This window comes from Bradyrhizobium sp. ORS 86, from assembly GCF_045571475.1.
GTDB lineage: Bacteria > Pseudomonadota > Alphaproteobacteria > Rhizobiales > Xanthobacteraceae > Bradyrhizobium.
The window spans coordinates 5,513,015-5,525,600 of record NZ_CP120699.1; the positions used below are offsets into that span (position 1 = coordinate 5,513,015).

Here is a 12,586-nt window from a genome sequence, read left to right on the forward strand (position 1 = left end):
ATGACCGACGACGCCGAGCCCCCTGCCGAGAGCAAGCTGACGCGCAGCAAGCAACGCTGGGCGCGCGAGGGCAAGTTCCTCACCGGCAACATGACTCGGCCGGAGGAGCAGCGCCTGCCACCGGGCCAGCATCTGACGCGGGATTGGCCGGTGCTCGACCTTGGGCTGATGCCTGACATCTCGCAGGCACGCTGGCGGCTCGATGTCCATGGCGCGGTCGAGCACACGATCTACTGGACGTGGGAGCAATTCCTCACGCAGCCGCAGACGCAATTCGTCTCCGACATCCATTGCGTCACGACGTGGTCTCGCTATGACAACCGGTGGGAAGGACTTGCGACGCGTGACCTGCTCGCCGCCTGCCGGCCGCGCGAGGAGGCGCGGTTCGTCGTGCTGCATTCATATGACGGCTATACGACGAACCTCCCGCTCGAGGACTTCGCGGCCGAGGACGCGTTACTGGCCCATCGCTGGTCCGGTGAGCCGCTCGAGCAGGAGCACGGCGGCCCGGTCCGGCTGGTGGTGCCGCATCTCTATTTCTGGAAGAGCGCCAAATGGCTGCAGCGCATCGAGTTCGTTGCCGAGGACGCGCCGGGCTATTGGGAAGTGCGCGGCTATCACAACCGCGGTGATCCCTGGGCCGAGCAGCGCTATTCCGGCGACTGATCCCAACGACGATGATGGAGCCTGCCGATGCCGCACGAACGTTTTCAATTCACCGGCGAGGGCGGCCATCAGCTCGCCGCGGCCCTTGACACGCCCGATGGCCCGGTCAAGGCCTACGCCCTGTTCGCGCACTGCTTCACCTGCGGCAAGGACGTGCTGGCCGCGAAGCGCATCGCCATCGCACTTGCCGCCAAGGGCATCGCAACCCTGCGGTTCGACTTCACCGGGCTCGGCTCCAGCGAAGGCGATTTCGCCAACTCGACCTTCTCGTCGAATGTTGCGGATCTCGTTCGCGCTGCCGATCATCTGCGCGAGACGCGTGCCGCGCCGGCGATCTTGATCGGCCATAGCCTGGGCGGCGCGGCAATCCTCGCGGCGGCCGGGCAAATTGCAGAAGCCAAGGCCGTCATCACCATCGCCGCGCCGTCCGATCCCGCCCATGTCACCCACCTTTTCAAGGATCGGATCGACGATATTCGCGCGCAGGGCGAGGTTGAGGTGTCGCTGGCCGGTCGTCCGTTCCGCATCAAGCGGGAATTCCTCGACGACGTCGCCGAGCAGAACCTGATGGCGCAGGTGACCAAGCTACGCAAAGCCCTCCTGATCATGCATTCGCCGACCGACGACACCGTCAGCATCGACAACGCGACCCATATCTTCGTCGCGGCGAGGCACCCGAAGAGTTTCGTCTCGCTTGCGAGCTCCGATCATCTCCTGAGCGGCAAGCAGGACGCGGCCTATGTCGCCGATGTCATCGCCGCCTGGGTCGAGCGCTATGTCGATCTCGCAGCGCCACAGCCGGTGGCCGATATGGGCGGCGGCCCGCGTAACGTCGTGGTGCAGGAAACCCGTGCGAGTAGGTTCCAACAGACCATTACCACCGGTCCACACCGGATGCTGGCCGATGAGCCGATTGCCGTCGGCGGCCAGGACAGCGGCCCGGGTCCTTACGATTTTGTGCTGGCCGGGCTTGGTGCCTGCACCTCGATGACCATGCGCATGTATGCCGATCGGAAATCGCTGCCGCTCGATCGTGTCACCGTGACACTGACGCACAGCAAGATCCATGCAAAGGATTGCGCGGACTGCGAGACACGCGATGGCATGCTGGACCAGATCGACCGCATCATCCGGATCGAGGGGACGCTCGATGATGACCAGCGCAAGCGGCTGATGGAGATCGCCGACAAGTGCCCGGTGCACAAGACGCTGACATCGAAAGTGCGGATCGTCACCAAGGCGGCGGAGTGAGCCTGCGACGCAAGGGCACGCTGCCAAAATATCGAAAACAACCCCATGCAAAGTAGCCGGCCACCGCCGGCGTTCGACTTGACACGTCGGGCAACTCGGCAATATTATTCTAGTATTCCGAAATCCCTCGCTACCTACCCACGCGCCGCACGCTTGCCGGTCAGGACGTTCGCCATGATACGGACCGCGGCGCCGATCTCGCTTTCGCGCCAGGCGGCAAAGCCGAGCAACAGGCCATGGTCGCGCGGCCGCTCCAGCGCCAAGCTCGACAGCGCGCGCACCTCGACGCCGGCCGCGACCAAGCGCGTCGCGGCATCGCTATCCATCGCACCGTTCGTGAAGCGGGCAATCAATTGCATGCCACCCGGTGGGATCTCGGCCACAAGGACATCGCCGAGGTGTCGCACGAGCGCCGCCGCAAGGTGATCGCGGCGTGAGCGGTAGACGCGCCGCATGCGCCTGATATGCGCCAGGAAATGCCCGTCGGTCATGAAATCGGACAGCGCCTCCTGGACATGCACGGACGCGATCAGCCCGAGATGCCGCTGCGCGATCTCCATCGTCCTCGCGAGCGCAGGCGGCACGACAAGATAGCCGAGGCGGATATCCGCGGTCATCGCCTTGGCGAAGGTGCCGACATAGAGCACACGCCCTTCCCGATCGAGCCCCTGCAGCGCCGGCATCGGTCGGCTGTCATAGTGAAACTCGCCGTCGTAGTCGTCCTCGACGATCCAGCTCTTGCCTGGTGCGGCAGCCGCAAGAAGCTCGGTGCGTCGCGCGATCGGCATCACCCGCCCCGTCGGGTGCTGATGAGACGGCGTCGCGAAGATCAGCTTGGGCGCCCTTGCCTCGCGCCCGCGCGTCATGCCCCATTCGTCCAGCTTCACGCCCACGACCTCGGCGCCGGCCGCGCGGAACGCCGCCGCGGCGCCGGGATATCCGGGGTCCTCGGTCCAGACCACCTCCCCCGGCACGATTGCGGCTGCCGCGATCAGCGTTAGCGCCGCCTGCGCCGTCGGCAGGATCAGGATCTGATCCGCCTCGGCATGCACGCCTCTGTTGACCTCGAGATAGTCGCGCAATGCCTCGCGCAGGCTGGGCCGGTTGATCACCGTCTGCTCGTTGAAGCGGCGGCGCAGGGCGACGCGCCGCAAGCAGCGCGCCCAGATCTCGTGCGGAAACTCGCGTGCATCCGCAAGCCCCGGCCGAAGCGGCCGGAAGCCCGCCTGGTATGACAGCGGCCAATCGACATCCTTGAGCCGTAACGCCCAGGGCGACAGCAATGGATTGCGGGCTGCCTCCCGCTTCGGCGCCGGCGCGGCCTTGGCAGACCGCTGCTCGATATCACCGGTTACGACCGGACGCCGCCGCTCGGCAGCGCGCAGATATCCCTCGGCCGCGAGCTGCTCGTAGGCATGGGTCACGGTGTTGCGCGAGACGTCGAGCTCGGCCGCGAGTTGGCGGCTCGACGGCAGCACCGCGCCGCTCCTGATGCGGCCGCTCGAAATCAGCACGCGAAGCTGATGCGTCAACTGTGCCACCAGCCCGGCGGCGTCCTGTCGGCTCAGCGTGACCAGTTCGGCGAGGATCAATCTGGCTGGCTCCTATAATCTTCGATATCTGGCTCTTTTAAAGGAGCCAGATCGATCTTATTCGCGACGGGTCTCGCCCACAAGGATACGGCCGTGAACCAAGCGCTCTCGCCCGCCAAAGCCGCCGTGCTGTTCGTCGTCGTGGTGCTGGGCTGGGGGATCAACTGGTCGGTCACCAAGTCGCTGGTGCTGGAGGTGCCGCCGCTGTGGACCGCCGCGATCCGGAGCTGGATCGCCCTGATCGCCCTGCTTGCGATCCTGCGCGCCACCGGAAACCTGATCATTCCCAAAATGGCCGATGTTCCGGTCGTGCTGAGCGTGTCGCTCCTGCACATGACGCTGTTCTCGACCCTGGTCGCCGCGGGTCTGCGGTATCTCCCGGCGAGCAAGGGAGTCGTGCTTGGCTACACCACGCCGCTGTGGGTCGCGCTTGCGGCCAGCGTCGCCGGGACGGAGCGGCTCGGCGTGCTCAAGCTGGTCGGCGTCGCGGCGGGCCTGCTCGGTCTCTGCGTGATCCTCAATCCCGCCTCGCTCGACTGGGGCAATCTGCACGTCATTGCCGGCGCCGGCATGATCATCCTCGCCGCGATCTGCTGGGCTGCGAACATCATCTACATCCGCTCGCATCGTTGGATCGCGACGCCGCTGCAGCTTCTGCTGTGGCAGGTGCTGGTGGCCACCGTCGTGCTGACCGCGATGGCGCTGGCATCGGATGGCGTTCCCCGCGTGACGTGGTCGCCGCACCTTGCGCTGCTGTTCCTCTATTCCGGTTTCATCGGCACGGCGCTGGCCTACTGGGCGATGTCGATGGTCAACAAGAGCCTGCCGGCGCTGACGACCTCGCTCGGCACGACCGCGACGCCGATCATCGGCATCGTCAGCGCGGCGCTTCTGCTCGGCGAGCCGGTCGACCTGTCGCTGGCATTTGCGGCGGCCCTGATCGTTGGCGGCATCGCCCTGAGCACGCTTGCGGACGCGCCGTCGCGCGCCTGATGTCAGGCTGGCGCCAGCGGCCTCACCCGCAGCGCGCCGCGCAGGCCAGCACCGGTGCCGAGCAGGATGCCGGCGATCGCAATGAGGGACGACAGCGACAACGTCGACAGGCCCGTCAGTCCCTGTCCGACCGAGCAGCCGAATGCCATCACGCCGCCCGTTCCCATCAATGCGGCGCCGCAAGCCGAACGCAGCATGTGCTGCGGCGACTGATAGCCCTCGAATTGGAACCGGCCCGTGACGAGCGCCGTAAGCAAGCTGCCGGCGAACACGCCGAACACGGTGACGATGCCGAAATTGAGCGTCGAGCCGGTCGACAGCATGACATATTGCAGGGCGTCCGCGATCGGCGCGATGAAGGTGAGCGAGGTCACCGGTGCCGGGTTGAAGTCGTCGGCGCCGAGATGACCGGTGGCGTACCAGCCGGCGGCGACGAGCCCGCCGACGATCAAGCCGGCAATGATCTGGCCGAAAGACCTCCGGAACGCCGCATGCGCGAACGCGAAGATGATCAATGCAGCGGCAAGCACCGAGGCCGCAATCATTCGCGCTTGCGGGGCCGCGAGGCCGAAGTCCGTCAGGACCGCGGGCACCGAGTTGATTGCGACCGTCATCTGTGACGCCTGCACCATCGCGATCCGTGCCGGCGCGATCAGGCCCTTCAAGGTGATTTCTGCGAAGATGCCGAGCACGACCACGACCAGGAAGGAGCGCAGATTGCCGCGGCCGAGCAGCACCAGTGCGCGCGAACCGCAGCCGTTCGACAGCACCATGCCGTAGCCGAACAGGAGGCCGCCGAAGAACATCACCGGTGCCGAGAACGACGGCTGCAAATAGATCGACTTGCCGAGATCGACGAGGCCTGCGGCGACGAGGAGCTGCGAGGCCGCAATCGCGACGCCCATGGCCAGCGCGTAAGTGCGGACCAGCCGCCCATCGCCTTGCGCCCACCAGCCACGCAGGCTGCTCATCATGCAGAAGCCGCTGACGAGCCCGACCGAACCGTAGATCAGGCCGATGATCAGGGCGGAGAGGATGACAACCGTTGTGGGATCCATGTGAAGTCCTCGAGAATTCCCGTCATTGCGAGCGAAGCGACTTGTCCGCCGAAGCCTTGGCGAAGGCGGAAGCAATCCGTATCACCGCAGCGGGAGAGAATGGATTGCTTCGTCGCTTTGCTCCTCGCAATGACGGCGGAAACTACGGCCGCAAGATCACGCGGTTGCGCGACGAGCCGGCGACCGCGGCGAACGCCGCCTTCGCCTGTTCCAGCGGATAGACAGCGCGCGGCTCGATCGGGAACGGCTTCAGATGCCCGCTCGCGAAACCCGGTGAGAGCTCGCGCAGCACCGCCCCTGTCGCAACCGACGACAGCGCGAGCGTATCGATGCCGACATAGGTATGCTGACCGCGATAGAATTCGAGGATGTTGAACTGAACGATGCGATCGACCGCCGCGATCAGGATCTGGCGACCGCGTAGTGCCAGCGATTTGTGCGCCGCCTGGAAATAGGGATCGCCGACCGTGTTGTAGACGATGTCGGCGCCCTTCCCGCCCGTCAGGTCACGCACCAGGGCAGCGACATCGGTTGTGGAGGCGTCGATCACCTCGACCGGCGAATTGGTGTGCCCCGCATAGGGCTCGCTCTTGCGCACGACGCCGATCACGCGCGCGCCGTACCAGCTCGCGATTTGCACCGCCGCCTGGCCGACCTTGCCGTTGACGCCCGTGACGAGCACAGTGTCGCCCTTCTGCGGCAACCCGGCGCGGCGCAGGCCTTCCATCGCGGTCACAAACGGCACGCCGATCCCGGCCGCCTGTTCCCAGGAAATGTCGGCCGGCTTCTCCACGACCGCATCGGCCTCGACCACGAGATGCGTGGCGTGGGTGCCGTCACGGCGGATGCCGAGGTCGCCGGACGAGCCGAACACCTCGCGCCCGATCCAGCCCGCCGGACCGTCGACCACGATGCCCGCATAATCGCGCCCCGTCGTACGCGGGAACACGGCATAAGGCATCAGCCCGGTCGCCGCCTTGACGTCGGATGGATTGACTGCGGCCGCCTTCACCTCGATCAGGAGGTCGGCGGCACCGCGCGACAGCACATGCGTTTCGACCACCGGCGCAACCGCCGCCGCGCTTTCCGCCTTGGCCAGAACCCGGACGCAGCGTGCGTCGACCGAGAAGGCGTCTAGCTGAGAGGAAACCGGCATTGAGGGCAGTCCTGCTTAATTTCAGAGCAGGAGTTACCCTTTCGGCCGCTTGTCGTAAACACGTTTTGCCTTGCCGAGCGACCGTTCCAGGGTCTCGGGGGCGACGGCGCGGACGCGGGCGGTGATGCCGATCGTGTTCTTGATGAAGGCCGCGACCTTGTCGGCATGGACGACAAGACCGGCGCCGTCCCAGCTATCAGGACGAGCCTCGGCGAGCACCGTCATCTCGTCCATCCGGCCCTCGCGGGTCAGCTCGATGACGAAGTGGCCGCCGCACCAGTCGGTCGCCAGCAGAGCCTCCTCGATCTGGGTCGGGAACACGTTGACGCCGCGCAAGATGATCATGTCGTCGGAACGGCCGGTGACCTTCTCCATCCGCCGCATGCCGGGCCGGGCCGTACCCGGCAACAGCCGCGTCAAGTCGCGGGTGCGGTAGCGGATGATCGGAAAGCCCTCCTTGGTCAGCGAGGTGAACACCAGCTCGCCCTTCTCGCCGTCGGGGAGCACCTTGCCGGTCTGGGGGTCGATCACCTCGGGATAGAAGTGATCCTCCCAGATGTGCAGGCCGTCCTTGGTCTCCACGCATTCCTGCGCGACGCCGGGGCCGATCACCTCGGAGAGCCCGTAGATGTCGGTGGCGTCCATATCGAAGGCCTGCTCGATCTCCGCACGCATCGCGTTGGTCCACGGCTCGGCGCCGAAGATACCGAACTTCAGCGACGATTTGCGCGGGTCGAGTCCCTGCCTCTTGAACTCGTCAAGGATCGCCAGCATGTAGCTCGGCGTCACTGTGATGATGTCGGGCCGGAAATCGTTGATGAGCTGCACCTGCCGTTCGGTCATGCCGCCGGAGATCGGCACCACCGTGCACCCGAGCCGCTCGGCGCCGTAATGCGCGCCGAGGCCGCCGGTGAACAGGCCGTAGCCATAAGCGTTGTGCATCAGCATGCCGGTGCGGCCGCCGGCAGCGCGGATCGAGCGCGCCATCACCTCCGACCAGATGTCGATGTCGCCCCGGGTATAGCCGACCACGATCGGCTTGCCGGTCGTGCCCGAGGAGGCGTGGACCCGCACCAGCTTCTCGCGCGGCACGGCGAACATATTGAATGGATAGTTGTCGCGCAGGTCGGTCTTCACCGTGAACGGAAACTTCGCAAGGTCGGAGAGCTGCCTGAAATCGGCCGGATGAACGCCGGCCGCATCGAACGCCTTCCTGTAATGCGCGACATTGTCATAGGCGTGCTTGAGCGACCAGGCGAGCCGCTTGGTCTGCAGGCCCATGATTTCGTCCCGCGAGGCGCGCTCGGCCTCATCGAGCTCCGGGCGGTAGCCGCTCTCCCTCACCTTCAGCTTTGCCGTCACCATCGCATTCCCCCCGAGATCGATCGTCATGTCGTGCTGTCCGTCTCCGGCAGCCACGTGCCTGATATCACGCGCGAGTGGCCGCGAAATTCGGCGATCACGGCATCGCCGGCGGTGACGTGCACGTCGTAGATTCCGGAACGACCGCTGCGCGAGATCTCGCGCGCGGTGGCGACCAGGCGGTCGCCGAGCTTGCCGGGCCGGATGAAGGTGATGTTGCCCTGCGCTGCCACAACGCGCTCATTGTGGCTGTTGCAGGCAAAGGCGAAGGCAGAATCGGCCAGCGTGAAGATGTAGCCGCCGTGGCAGATGCGCTGGCCGTTGACCATGTTCGGCTGCACCGTCATCGCCATCACAGCGAGACCCGGCTTGATCTCGACGAGCTCCATGCCGAGCCCCTTGCTGGCGTCGTCCTCCTTCCACATCGCATCCGCGCAGGCGCGGGCGATGTCTTCGGGCGATAGCCTGGCCTTGACGTTCACATCGAACTCCCTGTCAGTGGGCCCGTTGCAGCGGGCTCTTGGTGTCAAACATCAATTTCGAGCGCAACGCATACCGCGTCAACGCTACTTCCGTCATTCCGGGGCGATGCGCGGCATCGAACGCAAGTGCGCATCTCTGGTCTGGTCCTTCGCACCATCCCGGAATGACGATCAAGGTCAGACGTGATCGTAATCGACCACGACCTTCTCAGAGCACGGCTTAGCCTGACAGGTGAGGATGAACCCCGCCTTCAGCTCCCACGGCTCCAGCGAATAGTTCAGATCCATCGCGGCATCGCCCTCGACCAGCTTGGCGCGGCAGGTCGAGCACATGCCGCCCTTGCAGGCGAATGGCAGATCCATACCGGCGCGCAAGGCGGCATCAAGGATCGACTCGCCATCGGCCACCGGGACCTCGCGGCGCTTGCCGTCGATGATCAGGTTCGCCATCGCCTTCGGCGGCGCGCCGGCGGGGACAACGGCCTTCGGCCGCGGCTTGCCGCCGAACTCCGAGACGAAGCGCTCGACATGGATGCGCTCGTCGGCGATCCCGATCTCGCGGCAAGCCGCCTCGATCGCTTCGCTCATCCCGGTCGGACCACAGATGAAGACGTGGTCGATGCTCTCCGCCGGCACCAGCGAGCGCAACAGCACCCGCACCTTCTCGCCGTCGAGCCGTCCGTGCAGGATCGGGATGTCCTGCTCCTCGCCGGAGATGACGTGGAACAGCGACAGCCGCTGCATGAAGCGGTCCTTCAATTCCTCCAGCGCCTCGCGAAACAGCATGCCCTCGGTCGAGCGGTTGCCGTAGAACAGGAAGAACCGGCTGTCCGGCTCGCGCGCCAGCACGCCCTTGATGATTGAGAGGATCGGCGTGATGCCGCTGCCGGCGGCAAAGCCGGCGTAGGTCCGCGTCTGCTCCGGCGCGTGCGCGATGCCGAAGCGCCCGGTCGGCGTCATCACATCGAGCTCGTCGCCGGCTTTCAAATCGTCAGCCGCCCAGTTCGAGAATGCACCGCCATCGACCTTCTTCACGGCGATGCGCAGCTCGCCGTCGTCGGGACCCGAGCAGATCGAATAGGAACGCCGGACTTCCTCGCCGTCCATCGTGGTTCGCAGCGTCAGGTACTGGCCCGGAGTAAAGTCGTAGTCGCCGCGGAGTTCATCGGGAATCGCAAACGTCATGGAGACCGCGTCCGACGCCTCGCGGCGCAGATCGTTGACGGCCAGACGGTGGAAGCGCGGGGTCGACATGGTCAATGACACTTGAAGTAATCGAAGGGTTCACGGCAGCTCTTGCAGCGCCACAGCGCCTTGCAGGAGGTCGAGCCGAACTCGGACAGCAGCTCGGTCTCGGCGGAGCCGCATTGCGGGCATGCGACCACCTGCTCGCCGAACAGAGCCCGGCGCGACGAGCCCGGCAGCGGCGGCGCGATGCCGTATTCCCTGAGCTTGCGGCGGCCGTCCTCGCTCATCCAGTCGGTGGTCCAGGCCGGCGATAGCACGGTCCGCACCAAGGGCCGGCGAATGCCTTCGCGCTCCAGTGCAAGCTCGATCTCCAGCGCAATCATGTTCATGGCGGGACAGCCGGAATAGGTCGGCGTGATTGCGACCTCGACCTGGCCGTCGTGGACCGCGACGTCCCGCAGCACGCCGAGATCGGCGATCGTCAGCACCGGAATCTCCGGATCGACCACCTGCGCCGCCACAGTCCAGGCGCGCTGGCGCAGGTCGGCGTCGCTGATCGTTGATGTCACCATGTCGCACCCGGGAAGGTTCGCTGCAGAGATTGCAGTTCGCTCAGGAGATGACCGAGATGCTCGCTGTGCCGGCCACTGCGGCCGCCCTGCTGCATCCAGTTGTTCGCAGGCAGCGTCAGCGTCGCCTCGTTGACAACGCCGGTGACCGTCTTCAACCAGCGCGGCTGCAGCGTCGCGGGATCGATCGCGATGCCGGCGTCGATCAGGGCACGCTCGCTGTCGTCGACCGCAAACATCTCGCCGGTATAGGCCCAGAGGTGATCGACCGCCTCCTGCGCGCGGCGGTGGCTCTCTTCGGTGCCGTCGCCGAGACGGACGATCCATTCCGAGGAATGTCGCAGATGATAGGCGCTTTCCTTCTCCGACTTCGCCGCGATCGCGGCGAGCGTGGGGTCGGAAGACTTCATCGTCGCGCGCCAGTAGAGATCGGCGAACGCCGCATAGAAGAACTGCCGCACCATGGTGCGGGCGAAGTCCCCGTTCGGCTGCTCGACCAGCAGGAGATTACGGTACTGCCGGACGTCGCGCAGATAGGCGAACTTGTCTTCGTCATTGTCCCGGCCTTCGACCTTGGCGGCATAGCTGTAGAGCTCGCGGGCCTGGCCAAGCAGGTCGAGGCCCATATTGGCGAGCGCCATGTCCTCTTCCAACGCCGGCGCGTGGCCGCACCATTCGGACAGCCGATGGCCGAGGATCAGCGCGTCGTCGGCGCGGCGCAGTGCGTAGAGTACCAGCGGCGTTTCGGAGACCTCGATGTTGGCGACTGCCATTCTACTGTTCCCACCTGCATCCACTTGCTCAGACCTCACCCTGAGGAGCGCGGAAACGCGCGTCTCGAAGGATGGGCCGCGGACCTCATGGTTCGAGACGCGCTCCGCGCTCCCCACCATGAGGGGAGAGAGAAGTCTGAGTTACATATGCCCGACTTCGTCGGGTACGTCGTAGAACGTCGGATGGCGATAAATCTTGGATTCCGCCGGCTCGAACATCATGCCTTTCTCGGACGGATCGGACGCGGTGATCGCACTCGACGGCACCACCCAGATCGAGAGCCCTTCGCCACGACGGGTATAGACGTCGCGCGCGGCCTGCAGCGCAAGCGTGGGGTCCGCCGCATGCAGCGAGCCAACATGCTTGTGCGCGAGCCCGTTGCGACTGCGGATGAAGACTTCCCAGAGCGGAGTATTCGGCGTGGCCATGTCGGCGCTTCCTTATTCGGCGGCTTGCGCGAGTTGGCGGTTCCTGCGCTTCTCGGCATAGGCCATCGCGGCCTCGCGCACCCAGGCGCCCTCCTCATGCGCCTTGCGGCGCGCGGCGAGCCGATCGCGGTTGCAGGGGCCGTTGCCTGATAGCACCTGCTTGAACTCCTCCCAGTCGATCGGGCTGTATTCCCAATTGCCGTTCGCGTTCTGCTTCATGCCGGGATCGGGAATCGTCAGTCCCAGGAACTGGGCCTGCGGCACGGTGGCGTCGACGAATTTCTGGCGTAGCTCGTCGTTGGAGAAGCGCTTGATCTTCCACTTGGTGGAAGTGTCGCTGTGCTGGCTCACCTGGTCGGGCGGGCCGAACATCATCAGCACCGGCCACCACCAGCGATCGAGCGCGTTCTGCGCCATTGCCTTCTGCTCCGCGGTGCCACGGCACAGCGTGAGCATGATCTCAAAACCCTGGCGCTGGTGGAACGACTCCTCCTTGCAGACGCGGATCATCGCGCGCGCATAGGGACCATAGGAGCAGCGGCACAGCGGGATCTGGTTCATGATCGCCGCGCCGTCGACCAGCCAGCCGATGGTGCCGATATCGGCCCAGGTCAGCGTCGGATAGTTGAAGATCGAGGAATATTTGGCCTTGCCGGCCAGCATCGCGTCGACGAGTTCTTCGCGCGAGGTGCCGAGCGTTTCGGCAGCGGCGTAGAGATAGAGCCCGTGACCGCACTCGTCCTGCACCTTGGCGAGCAGCGCGGCCTTGCGGCGCAGCGAGGGTGCGCGGGTGATCCAATTGCCCTCCGGCAGCATGCCGACGATCTCGGAGTGGGCGTGTTGGGAAATCTGCCGGGTCAGCGTCTTGCGGTAGGCGGCAGGCATCCAGTCGTTCGGCTCGATGCGCTCGTCGGCATCGATGCGCGCCTGAAACTGCGCGGCACGGGCAGCATCCTCGATGGCGCGGTCATCGCCATCGGATGCGTTGAGCGCCTGCGTATACATGGCCGACCTCCCGGAATGTTATTAAGGCCAATATATAACACAATTTTAACAATGCAATATAT

At 65.4% G+C, this 12,586-nt stretch carries 13 protein-coding genes; 3 read left to right on the forward strand and 10 right to left on the reverse strand.

Annotation, left to right across the window (positions count from 1 at the left end; all coding sequences use genetic code 11):
- Together P6U25_RS25495 and P6U25_RS25500 are read left to right on the forward strand one after the other, a co-directional pair.
- A complete protein-coding gene (locus tag P6U25_RS25495; RefSeq protein ID WP_407152608.1) occupies positions 1 to 666 on the forward strand; it encodes a sulfite oxidase-like oxidoreductase in 666 nt (221 codons plus the stop codon).
- A 27-nt stretch (positions 667 to 693) separates the two neighbouring features.
- Positions 694 to 1,917, forward strand: coding sequence for an alpha/beta fold hydrolase (locus tag P6U25_RS25500; protein ID WP_407147522.1), 1,224 nt, complete (start codon positions 694 to 696; stop codon positions 1,915 to 1,917).
- 134 nt (positions 1,918 to 2,051) lie between these two features.
- On the opposite strand, the gene P6U25_RS25505 is transcribed toward P6U25_RS25500, so the two are convergent.
- On the reverse strand, positions 2,052 to 3,509 hold the full coding sequence (locus P6U25_RS25505; RefSeq protein WP_407147523.1) for a PLP-dependent aminotransferase family protein: 1,458 nt from the start codon (positions 3,507 to 3,509) through the stop codon (positions 2,052 to 2,054).
- 93 nt (positions 3,510 to 3,602) lie between these two features.
- Here P6U25_RS25505 and P6U25_RS25510 point away from each other — a divergent pair, with 93 nt between their 5' ends.
- Positions 3,603 to 4,502 (forward strand): DMT family transporter, encoded by a 900-nt coding sequence (locus tag P6U25_RS25510; RefSeq protein WP_407147524.1) that lies wholly within the window; start codon positions 3,603 to 3,605, stop codon positions 4,500 to 4,502.
- 2 nt (positions 4,503 to 4,504) lie between these two features.
- Here P6U25_RS25510 and P6U25_RS25515 read toward each other — a convergent pair whose 3' ends face one another.
- The 9 genes from P6U25_RS25515 to paaA form a co-directional block, all read right to left on the reverse strand.
- Positions 4,505 to 5,560 (reverse strand): YeeE/YedE family protein, encoded by a 1,056-nt coding sequence (locus tag P6U25_RS25515; RefSeq protein WP_407147525.1) that lies wholly within the window; start codon positions 5,558 to 5,560, stop codon positions 4,505 to 4,507.
- Between the two features lie 142 nt (positions 5,561 to 5,702).
- On the reverse strand, positions 5,703 to 6,716 hold the full coding sequence (locus P6U25_RS25520; protein WP_407147526.1) for a zinc-binding alcohol dehydrogenase family protein: 1,014 nt from the start codon (positions 6,714 to 6,716) through the stop codon (positions 5,703 to 5,705).
- A 33-nt stretch (positions 6,717 to 6,749) separates the two neighbouring features.
- Positions 6,750 to 8,081: a phenylacetate--CoA ligase PaaK gene (gene paaK / locus P6U25_RS25525; protein ID WP_407152609.1), complete on the reverse strand. Its 1,332-nt coding sequence runs from the start codon at positions 8,079 to 8,081 to the stop codon at positions 6,750 to 6,752.
- A gap of 23 nt (positions 8,082 to 8,104) precedes the next feature.
- Complete coding sequence (gene paaI, locus P6U25_RS25530; RefSeq protein WP_407147527.1) at positions 8,105 to 8,560, reverse strand: hydroxyphenylacetyl-CoA thioesterase PaaI; 456 nt, start codon at positions 8,558 to 8,560, stop codon at positions 8,105 to 8,107.
- A gap of 177 nt (positions 8,561 to 8,737) precedes the next feature.
- Entirely contained in the window at positions 8,738 to 9,814 is a 1,077-nt protein-coding gene (paaE, locus tag P6U25_RS25535; protein WP_407147528.1) for a 1,2-phenylacetyl-CoA epoxidase subunit PaaE, read from the reverse strand.
- A gap of 2 nt (positions 9,815 to 9,816) precedes the next feature.
- Positions 9,817 to 10,320, reverse strand: coding sequence for a 1,2-phenylacetyl-CoA epoxidase subunit PaaD (paaD, locus tag P6U25_RS25540; protein ID WP_407147529.1), 504 nt, complete (start codon positions 10,318 to 10,320; stop codon positions 9,817 to 9,819).
- The gene (gene paaC / locus P6U25_RS25545) at positions 10,314 to 11,090 is read right to left on the reverse strand and encodes a 1,2-phenylacetyl-CoA epoxidase subunit PaaC (protein ID WP_407147530.1); all 777 of its coding nucleotides are present in this window, start codon (positions 11,088 to 11,090) and stop codon (positions 10,314 to 10,316) included. The genes paaD and paaC overlap by 7 nt, the downstream gene beginning before the upstream one ends.
- 141 nt (positions 11,091 to 11,231) lie before the next feature.
- Positions 11,232 to 11,519 (reverse strand): 1,2-phenylacetyl-CoA epoxidase subunit PaaB, encoded by a 288-nt coding sequence (gene paaB / locus P6U25_RS25550; protein ID WP_407147531.1) that lies wholly within the window; start codon positions 11,517 to 11,519, stop codon positions 11,232 to 11,234.
- Positions 11,520 to 11,531: 12 nt separating this feature from the next.
- Complete coding sequence (paaA, locus tag P6U25_RS25555; protein WP_407147532.1) at positions 11,532 to 12,524, reverse strand: 1,2-phenylacetyl-CoA epoxidase subunit PaaA; 993 nt, start codon at positions 12,522 to 12,524, stop codon at positions 11,532 to 11,534.
- Positions 12,525 to 12,586 lie beyond the last annotated feature (62 nt).